This window comes from Paenibacillus sp. ALE2 (assembly GCF_054113385.1).
Genome location: NZ_CM134213.1, coordinates 5,110,657 through 5,136,103, shown reverse-complemented (window position 1 = coordinate 5,136,103; position 25,447 = coordinate 5,110,657). Strand labels below are relative to the sequence as shown.

General features: G+C 45.1%; 25 protein-coding genes. All 25 read left to right on the top strand.

Going from position 1 to position 25,447, the window contains the following annotated elements:
* The 25 genes from ACXHJ1_RS21970 (at position 1) to infB (ending at position 25,430) form a co-directional block, all read left to right on the top strand.
* Positions 1-462 carry a chemotaxis protein CheW gene (locus tag ACXHJ1_RS21970; RefSeq protein WP_013370696.1) on the top strand — a complete coding sequence of 154 codons (462 nt, stop codon included), beginning with the start codon at positions 1-3 and terminating at the stop codon, positions 460-462.
* 3 nt (positions 463-465) lie between these two features.
* Positions 466-1,092 carry a chemotaxis protein CheC gene (locus tag ACXHJ1_RS21965; protein WP_013309909.1) on the top strand — a complete coding sequence of 209 codons (627 nt, stop codon included), beginning with the start codon at positions 466-468 and terminating at the stop codon, positions 1,090-1,092.
* Positions 1,085-1,582 (top strand): chemotaxis protein CheD, encoded by a 498-nt coding sequence (locus tag ACXHJ1_RS21960; protein WP_010346358.1) that lies wholly within the window; start codon positions 1,085-1,087, stop codon positions 1,580-1,582. Before ACXHJ1_RS21965 ends, ACXHJ1_RS21960 begins: the two co-directional genes overlap by 8 nt.
* Before the next feature lie 2 nt (positions 1,583-1,584).
* On the top strand, positions 1,585-1,998 hold the full coding sequence (locus tag ACXHJ1_RS21955) for a hypothetical protein (RefSeq protein ID WP_013370699.1): 414 nt from the start codon (positions 1,585-1,587) through the stop codon (positions 1,996-1,998).
* A 14-nt stretch (positions 1,999-2,012) separates the two neighbouring features.
* Positions 2,013-2,801 (top strand): FliA/WhiG family RNA polymerase sigma factor, encoded by a 789-nt coding sequence (locus ACXHJ1_RS21950; RefSeq protein ID WP_016820968.1) that lies wholly within the window; start codon positions 2,013-2,015, stop codon positions 2,799-2,801.
* Between the two features lie 44 nt (positions 2,802-2,845).
* Positions 2,846-4,255: a DUF342 domain-containing protein gene (locus tag ACXHJ1_RS21945; RefSeq protein WP_107734236.1), complete on the top strand. Its 1,410-nt coding sequence runs from the start codon at positions 2,846-2,848 to the stop codon at positions 4,253-4,255.
* An 81-nt stretch (positions 4,256-4,336) separates the two neighbouring features.
* Entirely contained in the window at positions 4,337-4,657 is a 321-nt protein-coding gene (locus ACXHJ1_RS21940; RefSeq protein ID WP_031463324.1) for a hypothetical protein, read from the top strand.
* Between the two features lie 41 nt (positions 4,658-4,698).
* Positions 4,699-5,223 (top strand): DUF6115 domain-containing protein, encoded by a 525-nt coding sequence (locus ACXHJ1_RS21935; RefSeq protein WP_107734235.1) that lies wholly within the window; start codon positions 4,699-4,701, stop codon positions 5,221-5,223.
* A complete protein-coding gene (locus ACXHJ1_RS21930) occupies positions 5,220-5,867 on the top strand; it encodes an endolytic transglycosylase MltG (protein WP_107734234.1) in 648 nt (215 codons plus the stop codon). Before ACXHJ1_RS21935 ends, ACXHJ1_RS21930 begins: the two co-directional genes overlap by 4 nt.
* Before the next feature lie 432 nt (positions 5,868-6,299).
* Positions 6,300-6,617 (top strand): MFS transporter, encoded by a 318-nt coding sequence (locus tag ACXHJ1_RS21925; protein ID WP_243236336.1) that lies wholly within the window; start codon positions 6,300-6,302, stop codon positions 6,615-6,617.
* 445 nt (positions 6,618-7,062) lie between these two features.
* The gene (gene rpsB / locus ACXHJ1_RS21920; RefSeq protein WP_013309916.1) at positions 7,063-7,761 is read left to right on the top strand and encodes a 30S ribosomal protein S2; all 699 of its coding nucleotides are present in this window, start codon (positions 7,063-7,065) and stop codon (positions 7,759-7,761) included.
* 131 nt (positions 7,762-7,892) lie between these two features.
* Positions 7,893-8,543, top strand: coding sequence for a translation elongation factor Ts (gene tsf, locus ACXHJ1_RS21915; protein ID WP_013370709.1), 651 nt, complete (start codon positions 7,893-7,895; stop codon positions 8,541-8,543).
* Between the two features lie 120 nt (positions 8,544-8,663).
* A complete protein-coding gene (gene pyrH, locus ACXHJ1_RS21910; protein ID WP_013309918.1) occupies positions 8,664-9,392 on the top strand; it encodes a UMP kinase in 729 nt (242 codons plus the stop codon).
* A complete protein-coding gene (frr, locus tag ACXHJ1_RS21905) occupies positions 9,392-9,946 on the top strand; it encodes a ribosome recycling factor (RefSeq protein WP_014599669.1) in 555 nt (184 codons plus the stop codon). Before pyrH ends, frr begins: the two co-directional genes overlap by 1 nt.
* An 85-nt stretch (positions 9,947-10,031) precedes the next feature.
* The gene (locus ACXHJ1_RS21900; RefSeq protein ID WP_107734232.1) at positions 10,032-10,799 is read left to right on the top strand and encodes an isoprenyl transferase; all 768 of its coding nucleotides are present in this window, start codon (positions 10,032-10,034) and stop codon (positions 10,797-10,799) included.
* Positions 10,800-10,816: 17 nt separating this feature from the next.
* Positions 10,817-11,608: a phosphatidate cytidylyltransferase gene (locus ACXHJ1_RS21895; protein ID WP_107734231.1), complete on the top strand. Its 792-nt coding sequence runs from the start codon at positions 10,817-10,819 to the stop codon at positions 11,606-11,608.
* A gap of 145 nt (positions 11,609-11,753) precedes the next feature.
* Complete coding sequence (locus ACXHJ1_RS21890; protein WP_107734230.1) at positions 11,754-12,893, top strand: 1-deoxy-D-xylulose-5-phosphate reductoisomerase; 1,140 nt, start codon at positions 11,754-11,756, stop codon at positions 12,891-12,893.
* Between the two features lie 108 nt (positions 12,894-13,001).
* The gene (gene rseP, locus ACXHJ1_RS21885; RefSeq protein WP_017427940.1) at positions 13,002-14,273 is read left to right on the top strand and encodes an RIP metalloprotease RseP; all 1,272 of its coding nucleotides are present in this window, start codon (positions 13,002-13,004) and stop codon (positions 14,271-14,273) included.
* Positions 14,274-14,323: 50 nt separating this feature from the next.
* Positions 14,324-15,772 (top strand): proline--tRNA ligase, encoded by a 1,449-nt coding sequence (gene proS, locus ACXHJ1_RS21880; protein ID WP_016820978.1) that lies wholly within the window; start codon positions 14,324-14,326, stop codon positions 15,770-15,772.
* Positions 15,773-15,969: 197 nt separating this feature from the next.
* The gene (locus tag ACXHJ1_RS21875) at positions 15,970-20,286 is read left to right on the top strand and encodes a PolC-type DNA polymerase III (RefSeq protein WP_025364654.1); all 4,317 of its coding nucleotides are present in this window, start codon (positions 15,970-15,972) and stop codon (positions 20,284-20,286) included.
* 314 nt (positions 20,287-20,600) lie between these two features.
* Positions 20,601-21,062, top strand: coding sequence for a ribosome maturation factor RimP (rimP, locus tag ACXHJ1_RS21870; RefSeq protein ID WP_107734228.1), 462 nt, complete (start codon positions 20,601-20,603; stop codon positions 21,060-21,062).
* Between the two features lie 101 nt (positions 21,063-21,163).
* Positions 21,164-22,261, top strand: a complete 1,098-nt coding sequence (gene nusA, locus ACXHJ1_RS21865; protein WP_016820980.1) for a transcription termination factor NusA — start codon at positions 21,164-21,166, stop codon at positions 22,259-22,261.
* A gap of 23 nt (positions 22,262-22,284) precedes the next feature.
* The gene (rnpM, locus tag ACXHJ1_RS21860) at positions 22,285-22,593 is read left to right on the top strand and encodes an RNase P modulator RnpM (protein ID WP_007430067.1); all 309 of its coding nucleotides are present in this window, start codon (positions 22,285-22,287) and stop codon (positions 22,591-22,593) included.
* Positions 22,586-22,909, top strand: coding sequence for a L7Ae/L30e/S12e/Gadd45 family ribosomal protein (locus ACXHJ1_RS21855; RefSeq protein ID WP_007430068.1), 324 nt, complete (start codon positions 22,586-22,588; stop codon positions 22,907-22,909). Before rnpM ends, ACXHJ1_RS21855 begins: the two co-directional genes overlap by 8 nt.
* Positions 22,902-25,430 (top strand): translation initiation factor IF-2, encoded by a 2,529-nt coding sequence (gene infB / locus ACXHJ1_RS21850; protein ID WP_016820981.1) that lies wholly within the window; start codon positions 22,902-22,904, stop codon positions 25,428-25,430. The genes ACXHJ1_RS21855 and infB overlap by 8 nt, the downstream gene beginning before the upstream one ends.
* Positions 25,431-25,447 lie beyond the last annotated feature (17 nt).

Sequence of the window (25,447 nt, the reverse complement as noted above, 5' to 3'; positions counted from 1 at the left end):
ATGGGAGAAGAAATTAAAGTTATCGTATTTAAGCTTGGTGAAGAGGAATACGGTGTTGAAGTAGAAAAAGTCCAATCTATTGAACGCATGGTGCCGATTACACGGGTTCCGAGAACTTACGATTTTGTTAAAGGTGTATTCAACATGAGAGGAGTGGTTATTCCGGTTATTGATCTTCGTGGCCGTTTTGGATTACCAGAAGCTGAATATACCGATCAAACACGTATTATTATCGTTGCTGTGGGCGAGATGCAAGTCGGCTTTATCGTGGATTCAGCGAATGATGTTATTGACCTGAATACTGACAACATTGAGACACCACCGGAAGTGGTTGGCGGTGTTAAGGCTAAATATCTTCGCGGAGTTGCTAAAATTGGTGAAGAACGTCTGTTGATTATGCTGAACTTGTCCGAAGTTTTGAACCGTAGCGAAATGAACCAACTGGAAGGTTTAGAGGATTAATATATGGAGAATCTGGGAAATCTCGAAGACTTCAAGTTGGATGTATTGAAAGAAGTCGGCAACATTGGCTCGGGGAACGCTGCTACAGCGCTCTCCCGGCTTCTCAATAAACCAGTCGATATGGGTGTGCCCAAAGTGCAAATGCTGCCCTTTGAGGAAATTGCGGACAAAGTCGGCGGAAATGAACAACTTGTTGTTGCAATATTTTTTAGAGTCGAAGGGGAAGCCCCTGGTAATCTATTCTTCATATTGCAACCTCAGGCGGCGAAAAGCTTACTTTCCCGTTTGGCGAATATTCCTTCGGATGACGAGGATAGCTTTAACGAAATGGAGCATTCAGCTCTGTCGGAGATCGGTAACATTTTAGCAGGCTCCTACCTTTCTTCGTTGGCGGATTTCACACGTTTATCCATGTATCCAACAGTCCCTGCGCTGGCACTGGATATGGCAGGAGCTATTCTCAGCTACGGACTGCTGCAGTTTGGGCAGATGGGGGATGCTGCTTTATTGATTGACACATCGTTTCTGGAAGGGCAGAATCAGATTGAGGGTCAATTTTTCCTGATTCCTGATCCAGAATCGTTCGGGAAAATCTTTAGGTCGTTAGGAGTCCCGATGAACGATGATTGAGGATAAAAGCATCATTAAAGTCGGCATGGCAGATTTAAATGTTACCAGCAACCCGAACTCGATTCGCACGACAGGGCTTGGCTCCTGCGTCGGATTGACCCTCTATGATCCTCATTTGAAACTGGCAGGCATGGCACATGTGATGTTACCGTCCTCGGATATTGCGCGTGAAGGGCAGTTGAATATTGCCAAATATGCGGATACAGCACTGCCAGAGTTATTTGAACGAATGTTGAAACTGGGTGCTGAACGGCGCAGACTGATTGCCAAAATGGCAGGAGGAGCGCAGATGTTTGCCTTTGCAGGTAGTGGAGACACCATGCGGATTGGCCCGCGCAATGTAGAATCGTGCAAGGAAATGCTTGTAGATCTGGGCATTCCTTTAATTGCGGAAGATACGGGTGGCAATTATGGACGAACGATTGAGTTGGACTCTGAAACTGGCGTTTTGAATATTCGAAGCGTACAAAAAGGTGTAAAGGAATTATAAACATGTTATTTGGTAGCTTACGCATTAATCTTTGGTCTGGAGTAGTCGGATTTATTCTGACTTTTGTGTTGTCCGTTGGCAGCAATCTGCTGACCACGAGCTTAATTCGTGGCTTAATCGCCTTCGTTTTTTGGTTCCTACTTGCATTTGTGCTGCGCTGGACACTGGGTGTGGTAGCGCGGCCAGATCTGGGTAATGCCCAAGACCGGGCAAGCTCTCAGGTAGATGGCGTAGGGGGAAATCTGGACCTGACGACACCAGACGAAAATGAAAACCTGAATGAATTGCTGAAACCGAAACCAGAGCAGACGGACGAGGGGAATAATGGTTTTGCACCTTTAAACCCACCCAAGCTGGTTTCCAACAAGGACCCTGAAGAATTGGCCAAGGCCGTTCGTCACCTGACAGACAAATAAGGAGGGTGAAGCCGATGAACGAGCGAAAAGCCGCTCATTTGAACCATTCCGAGCTGTGGGAGCAATGGAAAGAACACGGTGACAAGGAAGCAAAAAAGCAGTTAATTGAAAAGTATCTCCATATTGTGGAATATGTGTCGGGTCGTCTTGCAGTAGGCTTACCTAAAAATGTATCCAAGGATGATCTGGCGAGCAACGGTGTTATGGGTTTGATTGATGCTTTAGAGAAATTTGATTATGAGCGTGGTTTGCAGTTTGAGACTTATGCTTCTTGGCGTGTTCGCGGAGCAATTTTGGATGGTCTTCGTCAAGGAGATTGGGTTCCTCGTTCAGTTAGGGAAAAAGCGAAAAAAATCGAAGACGCCTACCAGCATTTAGAACAAAGGTATTTACGCACAGTAAGCGACGAAGAGATGAGTCATTATTTGGACGTCTCCGAGAAAGAGTTTCAAAGTATGATCCAAGAGGTCGCTGTAATGTCGATTGTCTCACTAGAGGACCCGATCCGCGAAGAAGAGTCGGAAACACGGCTTTCCCTGTTGGTAGATGAAAAGGCGAAAAATCCAGATCATAAGGTCAATGAATTCACACTGCGTGATGCCTTGGCACAAGGCATTGATAAATTAACTGAAAAAGAGCGTATCGTTGTTTCTTTATTGTATTACGAGGATTTGTCACTCAGCGAAATTGCTGAGGTCATGTCACTTTCTCCTTCGCGAATTTCTCAGTTGCATTCCAAAGCAATATTACGTCTGAGAGCGACACTGGACAAACAACGGGATTTGCTAATGCGTAAAGATTAACGTACGGGAGGTTACAGTAACAGTTAGACGGAAGGAGCACCCATGTGGAGAAGCAGTATGCTTTGGATCAGTTTTTAAAAGTGGTTGTCTCACCTGACAAACAATCCGCCTACTTGGAGTTTGCCAAACGTGAAGAAGGCTTTGCCTGTTCTGTGCAAGAATTAGAACGTTTTCTAAGCAACCAAAAAATATCCTACGGTGTAATTACCGATGCAATCCGCACATTTGCTGCAAATCCGGAAGATCATTTCTTCGGGAAATTACTGATTGCTCAGGGAAAGCAGCCGATCCACGGTACAGACGGAAAAATTAATCTGGCCGATATTGTGACTGGTGAAGATGCACATAAGCCACTTGAAACTGTGGATGGACGGGTAGATTATAAAGAATTAACTCGTTTAAGAAATGTAAAACGTGGACAACTGATTGCCGAACGAGTGGATCCTCTGCCAGGTGTACCAGGGATTGCTGTAACCGGAGAGGAAATCCCTTTTCTTCCAGGTAGAGAGGCACGCTTTAAAGTTGGAAAAAATGTAGTGATCCATCCGGAAGGCGTTGCGATGTATGCGGCTATTGATGGTTTAGTGACTACAACTGAAAAGGGCAAGCTTAATGTGTTCCCTGTGTATGAAGTGAATGGGGATGTCGATTATAGCGTCGGTAACATTGATTTTGTTGGAACCGTCGTCATTCGCGGGAATGTCTTGACCGGTTTTCGCGTTCGGGCGGCTGGTGACATTCGTGTCATTGGCGGTGTGGAAGGCGCTGAAATTGAGGCAGATGGTTCAGTGGAAATCAGCGGCGGTATTATCGGATACCATAAAGGATTTGTGAAAGCTGCACAAAATGTGAAATGCTCGTTTATACAAGATGGTAACGTGATTGCGGGAGCCGATGTGCTTGTATCCCAGAGCATCATGCATTCCCAGATCAAAGCGAGTAATAATGTAATCTGCGAAGGCACAAAAGGGCTTATCGTAGGTGGCAGTGTACAAGCTGGTAAAAAGGTAGTGGCTCGTACCGTCGGTAATACGATGTCCACAGCTACTAATATTGAAGTGGGTGTGCTTCCCGAACTGCGTGATGAACTGACAGAACTTCGCGCACGGTTGAAGCAACAGACAGACAGCCAGGATAAAACGAACAAGGCTCTCACAATATTGGATCAGCTAGCGGCTGCTGGACAGCTTGCACCTGACAGAATGGCTATGCGAATCAAGCTGACATCTACTAAAAAATCTAATGAACAGGAACTTTTGGAAACTAAGTCCAGAATGCTTGAAATAGAACGAACATTAGAAGATACGAGCCGCGCCCGGGTAGAAGTGAAAAATGTGATTTACGGTGGCTCTAAGATAGTTATCGGCAGATATACAAAATTTATTAAAGATTCTGTGGAAAGAATGGCGTTTTATTATCATGAGGGAGATATCAGCATGTCCTCCTACATGTAATTCATTACACTGATAATAATTCAATTTATTATATTTCTCGGTAGTCTGATACGGATGCCCAATCGGAAAGGGTGTGGTCCCATGAGCTTGAAGGCTGTTGAATTGCAAATTGCTGTACCTCGCACCAGTGAAGCAGGCAAATACCATAGTGAGTCCCAGCAGCGGCCAATGAATGACCAGGCATTACTTGGACAAAAGACTGCGCTGGAGACAGAGAACATGCGTCAGCGAAGCAGTGCCATAGATCAGTCTGCGGAAACATTCGTCGGTGAGAGGCAAACAGGTGGGCAGAGCAGAGATTCTTCCCAGCAGAGCCGCTCTCGCTCAGATGAGACTGAGCTACCTAAGGAGCATCCGGCAGAGCATCCGTATAAGGGACATCATATTGATTTTTCGCTCTGATCCAATGGGTGGAGAAGCGTTATAAAAGGAGACGATGGGCAGTGGATCAACCATGGATTTATATTGTTCTGCTGGGAGCCGCAGCTGTTGTCTACGCCTGGCTTCTGCCAAAGCGCCAGCCAAGCCGGGGAACAGAAGAGGCCGTCGTTCAAAAGGTTGAGGCTACATTGGAGCAATATATGGCCGATATTGAAAACGATAATGACGAGCTGATTGAACTCGTATCTGGTATGAAGCAGGAGCATGCGGTTAAGCAGGCAGCATTACAGGAGCAAGTAGCTGAGCTTCGGAATCGTATTGTGGAGCTTGAGCGTCAGGCAATGCTTGCTACCGTCTCTATGCCAATCTCAGATTCAGAAGTTTCTTTTGTAACTTTAGAGGAGCAAACGGCATTGCAAGAGCCTAAAACTGAGCAGGAACAAGAGTCCATCCGAGATCGTTATCAAGAGTTGTTCGCGATGCATGAGCAAGGCAAGTCGGTGGATTATATAGCCAAGCAATCAGGCATCCAGCGGGGCGAAGTACAGCTCATATTACAACTCGCGGAACGGGAGGATGTGATATGATCAAAAACCGCTCATTTATGTTAGGCATGGGTACTGGTCTTATCATGGGGGCATTGCTGCTGCAGCTGGCAATAATTGGTCAGGGGCAGTCGCAGCAATCTTCGGCAGACCCGAAAAACATGACGCGAGAACAACTAGAAAAGGCAGCAGCCGAGTTAAATCTTCAGATCAGTGACAGTTCTGATCCGAAAATGACAGAAGAGGAATGGCGTAATAAGCTGATCAAGGAAGGCAACAAGACTCCAGTTGCACCTCAAAAGGCTAAACCAGCTCAAACGCCTTCAACACCTAAGGTACCTGCAAACAGCACATCCTCGGCTGCTTCTAAGCCTTCGACCAGCACGTCAGTACCACAAAGTCCGAACAAGCCGGAAACTCAAAGAGCTGGCACTACAACTACTCCCAATATTCCCAAGCAGCCTGCCACTCCACAAGTGCAATATAGCATTGCATCAGGGAGCAATTTAAGAAGTGTGGCATCTGGATTGGAACGGGCAGGAGTCGTATCGGATGCTAGTGCATTTGAGGCAGCAGCTAAGGCTCAAAAAATCAATACCAAAATTCGTACAGGCACCTATCAGTTTGCTAAAGGTGAGGATTTCAGTTCTATTATTACTAAAATAACGAAAAAGCCGTCCAACTGACCTAATCGGGAAGAGGACGGCTTTTTATTTTTTTCGATGCGAACGAAAGTGATTTTTTATTGTTTAGTTCAAAGTGGGTATGAAGCGCCCACAATAGCTTACAGCATAGCCTATTGCAATTCAGAGCTAGTTGGACATAAAAAGACCCCTGAAGGATTCAAAGGTCATCTCCTAGCGGATTACACCACGGTGTATTGTTAAAACTATCCTCAATTTGGATCAATATTCAGATATATCGGAGAGGGATATAAAATAAATTGAACACAAATTAACGCTATGAAATAATCGATAGCGGCATTGATGAATAAAAAAACAATAAAACAATTCTATTCCTAATTTTCTCTATTCATCTTGTCCCGTATATCTGTGGATTCTCCGCTCTGGGTTATTATCCTATGCATCTGCACCATGGGTCTCGGAATGGGTTTCTCCATGATGCCGCTCAACACGCATGTTCTGAACTCTGCGCCTCGCCGCCTGGTGAGCCGAGACACACCATTGACAACAGCGGCTCAGCAAGTTGTCCTCTCGTTCGCGGTCGCAGGCCTGACGGGTTATCTGACGTCGCAAATCGCTTCCCACACCGCAAATGCGGGAGCGGACGCGAATCCGTTGAATGCTGTCGTCGCGGGTTACGGCGATACGTTCTTCCTGTCCGCGTGCCTAACGACTGCGGGTGTAGCTCTGTCGCTCCTTCTGCGTAAACCGCAGCAGCAGGAAGAAGAAGGTACCGTCGGCGGGGACAGCTAGGACCCAGCGATGATGGGGCACTAATCGGGAATTGGTACCAATTTCGATCGTGTGTAAAAAGCCTTGGCCGTTAGTCGGTCATGGCTTTTTACTGTACGCCCAGCATGGCGCCATCTATATAAGAAAGACTTGAACAGATGCGGCTAACAGGGCACATATTCGAACTATCTGTCCGTTCAATGCAATGCGAGAGTCTAATGCTTTATTGTCACAAACATTTTGCTAAGAAGCCAGGCAGATGGAATTGTACAGGCCGCTTTTTACACAGTTTCAATTATTGTCGAAAAGCTGGTTGCAACGCTGCAAGTGTTATGGTATATTAATTGACGGTGTTAAAAACGCACGTCGGTTAATTTTATAAAGGGTGCTTCCAATAGGAAGTCTTTATAAAAAATGATGTCGGCGGAGGACACACAAAAAAACCAAACTTAGGAGGTGCGTGAAGATGGCAGTAATCTCCATGAAACAGCTTTTGGAAGCTGGGGTTCACTTTGGTCACCAAACACGTCGCTGGAACCCGAAAATGGATCGTTATATCTTCACTGAAAGAAACGGTATTTACATCATTGACTTGCAAAAGACAGTGAAAAAGGTTGAGGAAGCTTACAACTTCGTAAAAAGCATTGCAGCTGAGAATGGTACAATTCTGTTCGTAGGCACGAAGAAACAAGCGCAAGATTCCGTTAAAGAAGAAGCAGCACGCGCTGGTCAATTCTACATCAACCAACGTTGGTTGGGTGGTACACTGACTAACTTCCAAACCATTCAAAAACGTATTGATCGTTTGAAACAATTGGAAGCTTGGGAAGAAGATGGTACATTTGCTGTTCTTCCTAAAAAAGAAGTTATCATTCTTCGCAAAGAAAAAGATCGTCTTGAAAAATTCTTGGGCGGTATCAAGAACATGAAGGGCCTTCCAAGTGCTCTGTTTATCATTGATCCGCGCAAAGAGCGTATCGCAGTTGCTGAAGCTCGCAAATTGGGTATCCCAATCGTAGGTATCGTTGATACAAACTGCGATCCAGACGAAATCGACTATGTTATCCCAGGTAATGATGACGCGATCCGCGCTGTTAAATTGCTGACAGGTAAAATGGCTGATGCAGTTATGGAAGCTAACCAAGGCGAAGAAACTACAGCATAATATTTCCAATCGGAAATACCTATACGAATTAAATGAAAAGGGTGGTTGGTAGGTGGAAAACCTCTCACTACCCTTTTTTTAAGGAATAAAGTCGCATATACCACTGAAAATCAAATTTGGAGGGAAATAATATGGCAGTTAATGCTAGCGCAGTAAAAGAGCTTCGTGAAAAAACAGGCGCAGGAATGCTGGATTGTAAAAAAGCGCTTGAAGAAGCAAATGGTGATTTGACAAAAGCGGTTGAAGTTCTACGTGAAAAAGGACTTGCAGCTGCAGCCAACAAAGCAGGCCGTATTGCTACTGAAGGCGTTGTTGAATCCTACATCCATGCTGGCGGCCGTATCGGCGTACTGGTAGAAGTAAACTGCGAAACAGACTTCGTGGCGAAAACTGACCAGTTCAAAGATTTTGTTCGTGACATTGCAATGCATATCGCTGCATCGAACCCTCGTTATGTTCGTCGCGAAGAAGTGCCTCAGGAAGAGATTGAAAAAGAAAAAGAAATCCTGAAAGCCCAAGCTTTGAACGAAGGTAAACCAGAAAAAATCGTTGAAAAAATGGTTGAAGGCCGCATCGGTAAATTCTATGAAGAATTCTGCTTGCTGGAGCAATCTTTCATTAAAGATCCAGACAAAACGATTTCCACACTGATCAACGAGAAAATCAGTACGATTGGTGAAAACATCTCCGTACGTCGCTTTGTTCGTTTCGAACTGGGTGAAGGTCTGGAGAAAAAAGAAGACAACTTCTACGAAGAAGTTATGTCTCAAGTGAAACAATAATTACCAACGATCGGTAATTGCATATGAATAAACAGAAATGGAACACATCGGTGTTCCTTTTCTTGCAACAGGACACCTATCCTGTTACATAAAGAATATATGAAATTGGAGGGTGATCATTTGGAAAAACCTGTGTTTAAACGTGTTGTTCTGAAAGTTAGTGGGGAGTCGCTGTCAGGTCCTAACGGTTATGGTATTGATGCGGATACAATTGCGTCGATTGCTGAGCAAGTCAAGGACGTGGTGGAACTAGGAGTAGAAGTTGCTATTGTGTGCGGAGGCGGTAATATTTGGCGCGGTATTGCTGGAAGTGCCAATGGCATTGACCGGGCAACGGCAGATTACATGGGTATGCTCGCAACCGTGATGAACTCACTGGCTTTACAGGATGCTTTGGAACAAATTGAAGTGCCTACGCGTGTACAAACATCCATCGCGATGCAACAGATTGCAGAACCTTACATCCGCCGTAGAGCTATCCGTCACTTGGAAAAAGGTCGGGTCGTAATTTTTGCTGCAGGTACGGGTAATCCGTTCTTCTCGACTGATACTACAGCTGCTCTACGTGCCGCTGAGATTGAAGCAGAAGTGATTCTGATGGCTAAAAATAAAGTAGATGGTGTGTACTCCGCCGATCCGTTTAAAGATAGCACAGCTGAAAAATATGAGCAGCTTACGTATTTAGATGTGCTTAACAAAAATCTCGGTGTCATGGATTCTACAGCTTCCTCGCTGTGCATGGATAACAATATTCCGTTGATTGTCTTTGCTATTACAGAGCAAGGTAACATTAAACGTGTCGTACTGGGTGAAAAAATTGGTACGATCGTCAAAGGGAGTGTAAATTAATGCCACAATCTGTGAAAAAGAGCGCTGAAGAGCGCATGCAAAAAGCAATCCAGGCATTGCAACGTGATCTTGCATCTTTGCGTGCAGGACGGGCAACACCAGCATTACTGGACCGTGTGCAGGTTGAATATTACGGCGCAATGACTCCAGTCAATCAGCTGGCGAATATCAATACACCTGACAGTCGGACCTTGATGATTCAGCCTTGGGACAAATCTTCTTTGGCTGATATCGAGCGTGCTATCCAAAAATCCGATTTAGGTTTGACGCCTTCGAATGATGGTAACACCATTCGTCTGAGTATTCCTGCTTTAACGGAGGAGCGCAGAACTGATTTGGTGAAGCTGACGAAAAAGAGCGGTGAAGAAGCAAAAATCGCTATTCGTAACATTCGTCGTGATGCAAATGATGATATCAAAAAAATGGAGAAAAGTGATATTTCCGAGGACGAATCTCGTAAGCATCAGGAAGATATCCAGAAGACGACTGACAAGTTTATCGCTGAAGTAGATAAAGTTTTAGCTGCAAAAGAAAAAGAAATTATGGAAGTTTAAAAAGATTGGCAGCCCCTCCCTTACGGTGGGGTTTGTCTCTTTTCAAGCCTGAGGCACATTTTCAGAGAATGCTGGAGGAACTGGAATGATCAAACGGGTTCGGTCTTGGTGGAACGGGGAACAAAAACAGCAAACACCGGCCATTTCAAAAGACAATATTCCGCAGCATGTTGCTGTCATCATGGATGGGAACGGCAGATGGGCCAAACGGATTGGAATGCCGCGGATTGTAGGGCATCAAAATGGAATGAAGGCAGTGAAACGCACAGCAATTGCAGCGGATGAACTGGGTATTAAGTATTTAACTTTATTTGCTTTTTCAACTGAGAATTGGACACGTCCAAAGGACGAAGTTGATTTTCTAATGAAACTGCCTCAAGAATTTTTGGCAATTGAGCTGGATGAGCTAGTTGAAAAAAATGTGCAAGTGCGTATGATGGGAAACAAGGAGCATTTACCTTCTCATACCGTTGAAGCGCTGACTGAAGCGACTCGACGTACCGAAAATAATACCGGACTTGTACTTAATTTTGCATTAAATTATGGCAGTCGGTTGGAGATCACAGAATGCATGCAAACATTGGGCCGTCAAATTGAGGATGGAAAGCTGAAGCCGGAAGATATAACATCTGAGCTAATTGGCAACACGTTGCTTTCTACGGGTATGCCAGATCCTGATTTATTGATTCGAACAAGCGGGGAGCTTAGACTCAGTAATTTTATGCTTTGGCAGCTTGCTTATAGTGAACTGTGGTTTACTGATATTTATTGGCCCGAGTTTAAGAAAGAGCACTTATACGAAGCAGTGATCGAATATCAGAAAAGATCACGACGGTATGGCGGACTGAAGTAAATGGAGGATGAAAGCCGTTGAGACAGAGATTAATTACCGGTATTCTGGCAGGCATATTCTTTTTCGCAATGGTCCTGTGGGGCGGCTTGGCCTACCATTTGCTTATATTGGTGATGGCCCTAATCGGATTTTATGAGTTCGCTCGAATGACGCAGGTATCTCCTTTTGGAGGTACAGCAATACTTGGCTACGTAAGCATATTAGCATTTGTATTCCCATATCAACCTTTGGGTTTGCATTCACCGCTACCCTTTGCTAGTTTGCTCTGGTTGGTAATGATAGTGTTTATGATGATCACGGTAGGAACGAAAAATAAAATCCCGATTCAAACGGTAGCTATACTATTTCTTGGTACTGTATATATAGGATTTGGATTTTCGTATATTGCGGAATCACGTCATATGGAACATGGACTGTTATGGACTTTTTTGTTGTTGTCTTGTATTTGGGCAAGTGATGCAGGGGCATATTTTGTAGGCAAAATGGCAGGGAAGACGAAGCTATGGCCTGCGATTAGTCCAAATAAAACGGTCGAAGGGTCCATTGGCGGAGTTGTTTTAGCGCTGGTTATAGCTCTGGTATTCGCTGGTTTGTCAGGTGGACTGTTACCCTGGGGCAAAGCCTTCGGCATCGGTTTGTCATGTGCTGTTGTGGGACAACTGGGTGATTTGGTACAATCTGCATACAAACGAGTGTACGGCATCAAAGATTCTGGTAATCTGCTGCCAGGACACGGTGGTATACTAGACCGCTGCGACAGCTGGATTGTCGTTTTTCCATTTGTACATATGCTGATGCTGCTTCCATGAGCCTGGTGATTACAACTTATGCTGAGGATCAACCTTTATACTGTTAGCCTTGCGCTATTAGAAGGATAGAATCAGCTGCATAGTTGCCTGGATAACAAACAATGAGCTCCTGATAAAAGTGATTTTCAGGATAGGAAGGTGCATCATGAAAAGAATTACGGTACTTGGTTCAACCGGATCTATTGGAACTCAAACGCTGGATGTGGTGTCCATGCACCCAGATCAGTTCACTGTTGAGGCTTTAGCAGGTGGCTCCAATATAAAGTTGCTTGCTGAGCAAGCGCGTCTCTATCATCCCAAAAAAGTGTCTGTCGGTACTCAGCAGTTAGCGGATGAAATTCGTCCTTTACTGCCTTCTGGAATCGAACTACACTGGGGAAATGAAGGACTCGTTGAGCTGGCCGCGAACACAGAGGCGGATATGGTTGTGACGGCTGTAATGGGCAGTGTCGGATTGCACTCCACGCTGGCCGCGATTGAGGCTGGAAAACAGATCGGTTTAGCCAATAAGGAAACACTAGTTACGGCTGGTCATCTGGTCACAGCGCGAGCTCGGGCGAAAGGAGTGCCGTTGCTGCCGATTGACAGTGAGCATTCAGCTATTTTCCAATGCTTGAATGGTGAGCGTATGAAAGATGTGGCACATATTACCCTCACAGCATCAGGCGGTTCTTTTCGAGATTTGACAAGAGAACAGCTGCGTGAAGTTACCGTGAAAGATGCACTTAAGCATCCTAATTGGTCAATGGGGGCCAAAATTACAATTGATTCAGCAACGATGGTAAACAAAGGGCTGGAAGTCATCGAGGCACATTGGTTGTTTGGGCTTAGCTATGAGCAGATCCATGTGCTGCTTCATCCGGAAAGCATTATTCACTCCTACGTCGAGTTTCAAGATACAAGCATTGTGGCTCAACTTGGGAACCCTGACATGAGAGTACCCATTCAATATGCATTAACTTATCCTGAGCGGATGAAGTCTCCGGCAAAGCCTCTGTCATTGGCTGAAGTGGGCAAACTCCACTTTAAGGAAATGGATTTTAATCGTTTTCCTTGTTTAAGGCTTGCCTTCGAATGTGGTAAAATGGGGGGTACAGCACCGACCGCTTTTAATGCTGCTAATGAGATTGCTGTTGCTCGTTTCTTACGTGGAGAAATTTCTTTTCTGCATATTGAAGCGATTATTGAACAGGTGCTAGAACAGCATGTCAATATGGCTGATCCTGATTTGTCTGCGATTGAAACTTGTGACCGCGAGACTCGTAGTAAAGCTTCGAAGTTGTAGGTTAATGTTGGGGTCAAGAAACGAATTGTGATTCTCTTGTGCGGGTTCGGAGAATAATGATAATCTAGGAAGACAAACTCGATCTCATTGAAAGGGGAACGGAAACGATTGGAAACGATTCAAATAGTGTTGATGACGGTGCTCATGTTTTTCGTCATAGTGACGGTGCATGAATGGGGGCATTATTATTTTGCCAAACGCGCCGGGATTCTGGTACGGGAGTTTGCGATCGGTTTCGGTCCGAAACTGTTCTCTTATAAAAGAAACGAGACACGATTTACGCTACGGTTGCTGCCGTTCGGTGGTTTTGCACGTATGGCGGGAGAAGATCCGGAGGTCAATGAAATTGAAACCGGACAAACGATTGCTGTGCGCGTGACAGATGGCGTCGTTAAGACCATCTATTTGGACCAACTGGATAACCGCAAGAATGTAGTGCGCGGTGAAGTGTTGGAGATTGATCTGGAACAAGCGTTAACTGTAAAATTGGATGTGGATGGCGAAGATCAGCAATACACTGTACACCCACAAGCGATGATGGTAACCAAAGGACAATCCATTCAAATTGCACCGAAGGATCGACAGTATGGGAGTAAAACAGTAGGACAGCGTGCGATGGCTATATTTGCTGGACCCCTGATGAATTTTATTCTTGCCTTTATTCTGTTTGGTTTGCACATCCAGATGGTCGGCATACAAGTGGACAACCCGACGTATGTCCAAATTAGTGAAATTACAGCAGGTATGCCAGCTGCTGAAGCTGATTTGCATAAGGGAGATATCATCGAATCGGTGAACGGAGTTGCAATTGGTGCGAATGTTGAAAACATGATCAAACTGATTGCGGATTCCCAAGACAAGCCGATGAAGTGGACAGTTCGCCGTGATGATAAAACCTTTGATCTTACGATTACACCTCGTGCAATGGAAGGACAAAAGGGTGGCAAGGTGGGCATTGTGCCTGAACTTCCAAAACGCCAAGCTGGTGTAGGGGAAACATTCAAATTTGCCGGACAATCCATGGTCAGAACGACAGATATTATTTTTCAAGGATTTAGCCAGCTTATCCAACGTTTTTCTATCAATGACCTGGGAGGCCCTGTACGTACTTTTGAAGTGACGGGACAAATCGCTAAGCAAGGCATTGAGCAGTTGACATATTGGACTGCGATCATGAGTCTTTATTTGGGGATATTCAATCTACTGCCTATTCCGGCGTTGGATGGAAGTAGACTTGTTTTCCTTGGTGTTGAGGCGGTAAGAGGACGTCCTGTTGATCCGAGCAGGGAAGGAATGGTCCATTTCGTTGGTTTTGCTATGCTATTCCTGCTAATGATTGCGGTCACGTATAACGATATTTTACGCTTAATTAATGGTTAATTAGAGACGGTCATTATAAAAATGGTCTGTATGGGAGGACATGCATTTCTATGTCGAACGATAAACAGTTTGTCGAGGAAATCACGCCGCAGAGCGAAGATTTTTCCCGATGGTATATTGATGTTATTAAAAAAGCAGAGCTGATGGATTACTCGCCAGTTCGCGGGTGTATTGTATTCCGTCCCGATGGTTTTGAGATTTGGGAGCACATTAAGGAAGCTATGGATGTGCGTTTCAGAGAAACGGGACATCGCAATGCTTATTTTCCAATGTTTATCCCAGAAAGCTTTTTCCAAAAAGAAAAAGAGCATGTGGAGGGATTTAATCCTGAACTGCCATGGGTGACTGAGGCTGGTGGAGAAAAGCTGGAAGAGCGTCTTGCAATCCGTCCAACTTCAGAAACGATGATCGGTCATATGTACTCGAAATGGATTCAATCCTATCGTGATCTGCCTGTGCTAATTAACCAATGGGCTAACGTGGTGCGTTGGGAAAAACGTACGCTGCCTTTCTTGCGAACAAGTGAATTTTTGTGGCAAGAAGGTCACACAGCACATGAAACAGAAGAAGAAGCACGTGAAGAAACGATGAAAATGCTGGAAGTTTATCGTGAGGTCATTGAGGAAGTTCTAGCTATTCCGGTTATTACTGGACAGAAAACACCTTCTGAAAAGTTTGCAGGTGCGAAGGATACATTTTCACTGGAAGCGATGATGAAAGATGGACGAGCGGTACAAGCTGGAACGTCCCACTACATGGGAACTAACTTTGCCGTTGCGTTTGACATTAAATATTTGAGCCGTGAAAACAACCTGGAATTCGCGCATACGACTTCATGGGGAACAAGTACACGTTTGATCGGTGCATTGATTATGGTCCATGGAGATGACCGTGGTCTTGCACTGCCTCCTAAGGTGGCACCTACGCAGGTTATTATGGTTCCTATTGGACCACCTAAGAAACGTGATGCAGTTATCGCTCGTGCAGATGAATTGTTTGCCGAGTTGAAACAAGCGGGTGTCCGTGTTAAAATGGACGACCGCAGTGATGTAAGTCCAGGCTGGAAGTTTAATGAATATGAAATGCGTGGTGTACCGGTTCGTCTGGAAATCGGCCCTCGTGATATGGAAAACGGTGTCTGTGTGCTCGTATCCCGTATCAGCGGCGAGAAAAAGATTGTCCAACAGGACAATCTGCTTGAAGAAGTACACGCGATGCTCGCACAGGTACAACAAGAGATGTTTGACCGTGCAAAGAACTTCATGGAAGAAAACTTCTATTCCGTCGATACATTGGATGAGATGAAGACTCTCATGGAAGAGAAACGTGGCTTTACTTTGGCTGGTTGGTGCGGATCTGAAGAATGTGAAGACAAAGTTAAAGAAGTGACAGGCGCTACAAGCCGTAACATACCGTTTAAAACAACCGAGCAAAAGACAACATGTTTGTGCTGTGGCAAACCAGCCAAGCATACAGTAGTGTTCGCACGGGCGTATTAATTAAGAAGAGCAATACCCTATACTCACTTCATTCTCTTCGCCAACAGGAATAGCTGTTACGGATTAATATTCCGGACATCTATATTATTGTGATGAGGTTGAAGAAGGCTACGAAAAGCTTTTGCGGTCGGAGATGTTTTAGACGCAGAAGCTTTTCATGTTTTCAGAAAGGTAGATTGGAAATCGGGGGGAGAGCCATGGGCGGAGCTGAAGAAAAGAGAAAGCGGCTGGAGCTGCTAATGAAGCAGGTTGTAATGCCGGCGGGAGTGGTGGATCCTTATTTTTTGGACGGTTGGATCGATCAGGTTGAGATTAGCCGTACCAACAAGGATTGGAATATCACTATTGCCAAGGAGACACTGGTCCCCGCTCAGGTGTATCGTACGTTCTGTATTCAAGTACAGGAAAAAATGAGTCATATCGCTAAAATCACATTCCGCTTTCAGTACAGTGAGCAGGTTCAACCTGGTGATATTATCGGTGAATACTGGAAGCTTTTTTTAGAGTGGGTGCACCGTGAAATTCCATCTGTTAACGGTTGGATGAACCGGGCTGTGCATGAGTGGGAAGACGGTCTATTATTACTAACAATGAGCGATAGTATGTCATTGGAACTAGCGCGTAAAAAGCAGATAGATCAAGCTATTATTAAGTTTTACGATAAATATTTCGGGCTCTCTATGCGTATTAAAGTTCAGGTGGGTGAAAGTAACCAGGAGGCATTACAGGAATTTCAGGAAAAGAAAATGCAGGAAGAACGCGAAGTCATTCAGCAGATGATGGAAAGTATGGAAGCTGAAATGCCACCTTTGGAAGAAGAAGAAGGAGACGTGCGGCTTCAATTTGGTTATGACATCAAAGAACCGGCTATTCCGATGCAAGAGATTCAGGACGAAGAGAAGAAAGTCACCCTACAAGGAACAATCTTCGGTTTGGACAGTAAAGAATTGCGCAATGGCAGTACGTTGTTTACGTATTATTTGACAGACTTTAGTGATTCCTTGCAAATGAAAATGTTTGCTAAAACTAAAGAAGATCTAAAAATTCTCAGTCTGTTGGCTAACGGTAAATGGGTCAAAGTGCGGGGACGAGTTGAATATGACCGTTTTATGCAAATTCCTGAGCTGGTTATGATTCCTTCCGATCTAGTTGAAGTACAGGCTCCACCCGGACGTAAGGATAATGCAGCGGAAAAACGGGTTGAGTTTCATCTACACACAAAGATGAGCGCCATGGATGCTGTCGCCTCGATTGATCAATATGTCAAAACAGCCGCCAAATGGGGGCACAAAGCGATTGCGGTCACAGATCATGGCGGTGTGCAATGCTACCCTGATGCTGCTAAGGCTGCAAAGAAGAACGGCATTAAAATGATCTACGGCATTGAGGCCAATGTAGTTAATGATGCTGTCGAGGTTGTAATGCAGGCACAGCCTTTAAATTTGAAAACAGCGACTTATGTCGTTTTTGATATTGAAACCACGGGTTTGTCAGTTACACAAAATAAAATCATTGAGATTGCTGCTGTTAAAATGCATGAGGGTAAGGAAATTGATCGTTATGCAACCTTTGTCAATCCGCATGAACGTATACCCTACAACATTCAGCAACTGACCAACATTAATGATGAAATGGTCAAGGATGCGCCGGATGTCGAACCTGTTATGAAGGAGTTCGTAGCTTTTGCTGGTGATGCTGTATTGGTTGCCCATAATGCGCGGTTTGATGTCGGCTTTATCCAGGCCACTCTTCGAAAGATGGGTTTGCCCGAAATGACCAATCCGGTGCTGGATACGCTGGAACTGGCTCGTTTGCTGTTTCCTACGTTGAAAAATCACCGTCTGAACACACTGACTACTAAATATAAAGTCGCGTTGGAAAGCCATCACCGGGCTATTGATGATACAGTTGCGTTGGCAGAAGTGTTAAACGGACTACTAAACGATGCAGAGCAAATTAAGGGTTTTAAAATGCTCGACCGCTTGAATGATTATGTGGGAAAGGACCTATCGACTGTTCGTCCTTTCCACTGCTGCATTTATGCTCTCAATCCGGTTGGTAAAAAAAATCTGTACAAGCTGGTTTCTATGTCTCATACCGAATATTTCAAGCGTGTGCCTTGTATTCCTAAATCGAAATTGTCTGAGATGAGAGACGGATTGCTTATTATTTCTGGCTGCGAAAAAGGAGAATTCTTCGAGGCCGTGTTGAACAAGTCCGAGGAAGAAGCCGAGGAGATTGCACAGTTTTATGATGTGTTGGAAATTCAACCTTTGACGATGTATATGCATCTGGTGGAAAAGCAACTGGTAAGCGGGCCTGATGCACTAAAAACGGCCATACGTAAAGTATGCGAAATAGGAAAACGTCTTGATAAGCCCGTGATTGCTACAGGCAATGTTCACTATTTGGAAACTCGCGATAAGCTGTACCGTGATATTACCATTCACGGCATTACTGGATTTAGCCCGCTAAAGGATATCCGAAAGCCAGATGCTCATTTACGTACAACGGATGAAATGCTGGCAGAGTTCGAGTTTTTGGGCGAGGAAAAAGCGTATGAAGTTGTTGTGACAAATACTAGCGAGCTGGCAGAGCGTTTTGAAGAACTGGAACTGTTCCCTGACAAGCTTTTTACGCCATTACTGGACGGAGCAGATGAGGAAATACGCAATACATGCTATGAGACGGCTCGATCCATTTATGGTGAATCCTTACCTGAGGTTGTTGTAGCTCGCCTTGAAAAAGAATTGGAACCTATTATTAAATACGGTTTCTCCGCTAACTATCTCATTTCTGAACGTCTGGTTAAAAAATCTAACCAGGATGGATACTTAGTAGGTTCACGGGGGTCTGTTGGTTCTTCTGTAGTTGCTACTTTTCTCGGTATTTCTGAGGTAAATCCGCTGCCCGCCCATTATATTTGCGGTAATTCTGACTGTAAACACAGCGAATGGTTTTTGGATGGAAGTGTTCCAAGCGGTTTTGACTTGCCAGATAAAAACTGTCCAAATTGCGGTGGCAAGCTTAAGGGTGAGGGGCAGGATATACCTTTTGAAACGTTCCTCGGTTTTAAAGGAGATAAAGTTCCCGATATTGACTTGAACTTCTCTGGTGAATATCAACCTGTTGCCCATAATTATACGAAAGTATTGTTTGGTGAAAAAAGCGTTTTCCGTGCAGGAACTATTGGTACAGTAGCTGAGAAAACGGCGTTTGGATTTGCCAAAAAATATGAAGAGGCACATCATAAAAAATGGCGCGGAGCCGAGCTGAACAGGCTGGCTTCTGGTTGTACGGGTGTAAAACGTAGTACCGGACAGCATCCGGGCGGGATCGTTGTTGTTCCTGATTATATTGAGGTCGAGGACATTACACCAGTACAGTATCCGGCTGATGATACGAGCTCGGAATGGAAAACGACGCATTTTGATTATCACGCTTTTGATGCGAACTTACTCAAGCTCGATATTCTGGGCCATGATGATCCGACCATGATGAGAATGCTTCAGGATTTGACCGGGGTTGACCCTACGACCATTCCAATGAATGATCCCAAGGTGATGAGCATGTTCAACTCCACGGAGGCACTCGGTGTAACACCGCAGCAAATCCGCACACCTGTCGCCACCTATGGTGTACCAGAGATGGGGACCAAATTTGTACGCCAGATGCTGGTAGAGTCGCAGCCGAGTTCTTTTGCCGATTTACTGCAAATATCCGGTTTGTCTCACGGTACGGGTGTATGGCTGGGGAACGCACAAGAGTTGATTAAAAATAATACATGTAACATCAAGACCGTAATTGGTTGTCGGGATGATATTATGCTGTTTTTGATTTACAAGGCGGGGATGGATGCAGGTCTGGCCTTTAAAATTACGGAGAGCGTACGTAAAGGTAAAGGGCTTAGTGCCGAATGGATTGAAGAAATGAAAAAATGCAAGGTGCCGCAGTGGTACATTGATTCCTGTCTTAAAATCCAGTACATGTTTCCGAAGGCGCATGCTGCAGCCTATGTTATTTCAGCAGTGCGTACAGCGTATTTCAAGCTGTATCATCCGATCGAGTATTATGCAACTTACTTCTCAGTACGTGCAGCCGATTTTGATATTGATCTGTGCTGTCAAGGGTATGATGCGATTGCACGGAAGATTGTCGAAATTGAGCAGCTTGGTTTTCAGGCTCCACCTAAAGAAAAAGGGATGCTTCCAATTCTGGAGATGGCTTTGGAAATGACGGCTCGCGGGTTTAGTTTTAAATCTATTGATTTGTACCGTTCCGAAGCTACTCGTTTCAAAGTGGACGGGGACTCGCTCATTCCTCCGTTCGGAGCTCTTCAGGGTATTGGAGATAATGCAGCACGTAACATCGCAGCGGCCCGTGAACAGGGTGAATTTTTGTCCGTTGAGGATTTTCAACAGAAATCGAAGGCTAGTAAAACCATTGTCGAAATGCTGTCCCAAATGGGTTGCTTTCGAGGTCTGCCAGAGAGTAATCAGCTGTCTCTGTTTTAATCTGAACCACAGTAGTCAAGCTCTGGCACTTGTCACATAACTACGGTTATGTTATAATTTTTTTGGTAATCATGGAGATAAAACCGTTGCTAAAAGAGTGGGGAAACCCACTCTTTACTGTTTGATATACAGGTACAACGTGAAAAAAGGTTATTTTTGGGCAGGCAACCGGTACGCCGGTTTATTTGCAGTGAGCCCAAAATGAACATTACATCAAATGAAAATGAAAATGCCGGTGATGGAGAAGCATTGCCCACAGTAAGAGGGTATCTCTTTTTCACCACAGGAAAGTTCACTTTTGGAGGTTATAATCTTTGAGCACACCAAAGATCAAATCAGTAGTAGAAGAAATGGCCCAACCTTACCTCGATGAGCATGGTTTTGAACTGGTCGATGTCGAGTATGTCAAAGAGGGTAGCAATTGGTTTCTTCGCGTTTTTGTAGATAAAGACGGAGGAATTGATCTGGACGACTGTAGTATGATCAGTGAATATTTGGGTCAAAAGCTGGATGAAAATGACCCTGTTTCTACAGCATATTTTCTGGAAGTGTCTTCACCAGGCGCCGAAAGACCGCTGAAAAAAGCGGAGGATGTCACTAAAGCGGTAGGCAAAAACGTATTCGTTACTACATACGAGCCGATTAACGGTCTGAAGGAATTCGAAGGCCGTTTGCTTTCTTTTGAAGATGGGGAACTTACCGTCCAAAGCGGACAAAAGAAGCATACCTTACCTTATGACAAGGTAGCTGGTGCAAGGCTCGCGATCATATTTTAATTCAGATTTGATTGTTGCTGTTTGACATGTACTACATGTTTTTTGCCTCGTGTGCCGACCAGTACGCAGGTGCCATCATTTGAAAGGGGGAGCAGTAATCCATGAGTATGGATTTTATTGAAGCAATGAACGAGTTGGAAAGAGAAAAGGGGATCAGTAAGGACGTGCTGTTTGAGGCCATTGAAGCAGCCCTGATTTCCAGCTACAAACGGAATTTCAATACCGCACAAAACGTGCGTGTTGATATGAACCGCAACTCGGGAGTCATTAAGGTATATGCCCGCAAGCTGATTGTTGAGGAGGTATTGGACCCTCGCACCGAGATTTCGTTGCCAGCAGCCCGTGAGATCAACCCACATTTTCAGTTGGAGGATATCGCTGAAATTGAAGTCACACCACGTGATTTTGGACGGATTGCTGCACAAACAGCGAAGCAGGTTGTGACTCAGCGCATTCGCGAAGCGGAACGGGGATTGATCTACAACAAGTTTGTGGACAAGGAAGAGGATATTGTAACAGGAACTGTACAGCGCCAAGACCCACGTAATATTTATATTGATCTTGGCAAGGTGGAAGCAGTTCTTCCGTTGAGCGAGCTGATGCCTAATGAGAAATTCAACCATTTGGATCGGATTAAGGCTTATATTACCAAGGTGGAGAACACAACCAAAGGACCGCAAATTATGCTGTCCCGATCACATCCGGGTCTGCTTAAGCGTTTGTTCGAACTCGAAGTACCTGAAATTTTTGACGGTGTTGTAGAGATTCGTTCCGTAGCGCGTGAAGCAGGCTTCCGTTCTAAGATCGCAGTTCATTCTCGTAACGCCGAGGTTGATCCGGTAGGTTCTTGTGTGGGACCAAGAGGAACGCGGGTGCAGACCATTGTAAACGAGCTGCGTGGTGAAAAAATCGACATTGTACGCTATTCTGATAATGTTGATGAATACGTGGCTAATGCTTTGAGTCCGTCCAAGGTGCTTGAAGTACAGGTATTTGAAGAAGAGAAAATGGCTCGCGTTATAGTACCTGATTATCAACTTTCTCTAGCTATTGGTATCAAAGGGCAAAATGCTCGCCTTGCTGCTAAGCTTACTGGCTGGAAAATTGATATTAAGAGTGAAACACAGGCGGAGGAAGAGCTCGGCAGACCGAGAACATCCACCGATGAAATGCATCAGGATTCCGTTTCTGTAGATTAAGCGGAGTGTAGGGGGGTTAATGCATGAAACAGAGAAAGATACCTTTGCGCAAATGTGTCGCCTGTCATGAAATGATGCCAAAGAAACAGTTAATCCGTGTCGTCAAAACCCCTGAAGACGAAGTGTTGATTGACTTGACTGGCAAAAAGTCGGGACGCGGCGCTTACTTGTGCGGCAAAGCCGCCTGCTTCAAGCTGGCTCAAAAGAGCAAGGCACTGGATCGAGCATTGAAGCACTCGGTCCATCCTGATATTTATGAGCAGCTAAGTCGTGATTTTGCTGCCGTCGAGGAAGAATTCCTGGCGGCACAAGGCAGCGTGCAGGATGAATAAGGCGCTGTCTGGATTGGGGCTTGCCATGAGAGCTGGCAAGCTGCTAACAGGTGATGAGATCGTTTATAAAGCGATCAGGTCTTCAGAAGCCAAGCTGGTCATTCTTGCGAAAGATGCTTCAATGAATACTCAAAAGAAATTCCGCGACAAATGCGGGACGTACAAAATCCCCTTATTGATAGGATTTGACCGGGAAAGCTTGGGAAGCAGCATCGGCAAACCTGAACGGGTCGTGCTGGCTGTGACGGATCAAGGATTCGCGAAATTGATCATGAAACATGCGGGGATAATGTCGGAGGTGGAGTATATTGAGTAAACAAGAAAGCAAAGACAAAGTGCGGGTATACGAATACGCCAAATCGTTGAACATGAGCAGCAAAGAAATTATCACCATTCTTAAACGGCTGGATATTCCCGTAAACAACCATATGAGCGTCATGGAACATGATGCCGTAGGTAAAGTGGAAAACTTTTTTAAGAATATTAAATCCAATGCTGCGGTCAAGCAAGGCGAAGCAGGCACGGCGCAAGTAAGCTCGAATCAGACCGGTTCAAGCCAGAATAGTAATCATTCAACGGAGCAAACCAAAAATCAACAGGAAAAGCAGGTAAGTATGAATAGGACAAACAACAACCAAAACAGTAACCGAAGTAGCGCTCCAAAAGCGCAAAGCAGTCAGCAGGGCGGTCAAAACCGCAGTCAACAAGGTTCTAGTAGACCAAGCGGCCAGCAAGGCACTCAGAACCGCAGTAATGGTCAACAGCAGGGAGGACAACAGCGTACCGGTAGCAATAACACAGGTTCGCGTCCTCAGGGAAGCAGCCAGGGTGGTGCGGCAGTAAGAACTTCTTCTTCCGCAGGAAGCAACAATTCCAACCGCAGTGGTGGCAACCGTACAGGTGGTAACTCCAACAACAGCGGTAACCGTTTCGGTCAAGGACGTTTTGACGATAACCGTCAAGGCGGAGGACGGGGTGGTAACGGTGGCCGTGGAGGCAACAACCGCGGTGGAAACAATCGTGGCGGCAAATTCAACAACCGTGGTAAAGGTCAACAACAGGAGCGTCGCGAGAAAATCGACAACACGCCTAAGAAAATTATTGTGCGTGGTGAGATGACTGTAGGTGAAACAGCCAAGCTTCTTCATAAGGATGCGTCAGAAGTCATCAAGAAGCTGATTATGCTCGGAACAATGGCGACCATCAACCAAGAACTGGATATGGATACCATTCTCTTGCTTGCTGGTGACTTTGGCGTCGAGGTAGAAGTGAAAATCCCAGTGGAAGAAGATCGTTTTGAAACTGTGGAAGAAAATGATGATCCAGCGGATTTGAGAACACGTCCACCGGTTGTAACCATTATGGGTCACGTCGATCATGGTAAAACAACTTTGCTGGATGCCATTCGCTCCACGAATGTAACAGGTGGCGAAGCTGGTGGTATTACACAGCACATTGGTGCATACCAAGTTGAAATTAACAGCAAAAAAATCACTTTCTTAGATACACCGGGTCACGAAGCCTTTACCGCTATGCGTGCACGTGGTGCTCAAGTAACAGATATGACGATTATTGTGGTTGCAGCTGATGACGGTGTTATGCCACAAACGGTTGAAGCCATTAGCCATGCAAAAGCAGCAGGTCTACCAATAATCGTAGCTGTAAACAAGATCGACAAACCGGATGCCAACCCGGACAAAGTAAAGCAGGAACTTACAGAATATGAATTGGTGCCCGAAGAGTGGGGCGGCGATACAATTTTCGTCAACGTTTCCGCTAAACAAAGAATGGGTCTGGAAGACTTGCTCGAAATGATCCTGCTCGTAGCTGAAGTGAATGAGTACAAAGCGAACCCTGATAAACGGGCACGTGGTACTATTATTGAGGCTGAGCTGGATAAAGGTCGCGGTTCTGTAGCCCGTATTCTCGTTCAAAACGGGACACTGAAAGTCGGCGACGCATTCGTAGCAGGTAACTGCTTCGGACGTGTACGTGCCATGGTCAACGATAAAGGCCGTCGTCTTAAGGAAGCAGGTCCTTCTACACCAGTTGAAATTACTGGTTTGACAGAAGTTCCACTTGCAGGCGATCCGTTCATGGTGTTCGAGGATGAGCGTAAAGCTCGTGCTATCGCTGATAAACGTGCGATTACACAACGTCAATCCGATCTGGGCAGTAATACCCGCGTAACGCTGGATGACCTGTTCCAACACATCAAGGATGGCGAGATGAAGGATCTGAATGTCATTATTAAGGGTGACGTACAAGGTTCTGTCGAAGCGCTGAAAGGCTCCTTGAACAAGATTGAAGTTGAAGGTGTACGCGTCAAAATCCTTCACAGTGGTGCAGGTGCAATCACCGAATCCGATATTATTTTGGCTGCGGCATCCAATGCCATTGTTATTGGCTTTAACGTTCGTCCTGATAATCAGGCGAAGTCTACAGCAGAAGCTGAAAAAGTGGACATTCGTCTACATCGCGTCATTTACAATGTCATTGAAGAAATCGAGCAGGCTATGAAAGGCATGCTGGACCCTGAATATAAAGAAAATGTGATTGGTCACGCTGAAGTTCGTAACGTGTTTAAAGTTACTAAAGTCGGTACGATTGCTGGTTGTATGGTAACGTCTGGTAAAATTACTCGTTCAGCAGAAGCACGTCTGATCCGTGACGGTATCGTTATTTTTGAAGGTAAAATCGACTCACTGAAACGCTTTAAGGACGACGCAAAAGAAGTTGCCCAAGGTTACGAATGTGGTATCACCCTTGATGGTTATAATGATGTTAAGGAATCCGACATTATTGAAGCGTTCGTCATGGAAACAGTGGAGCGCTAACGGCAGAGAGGTGAGCA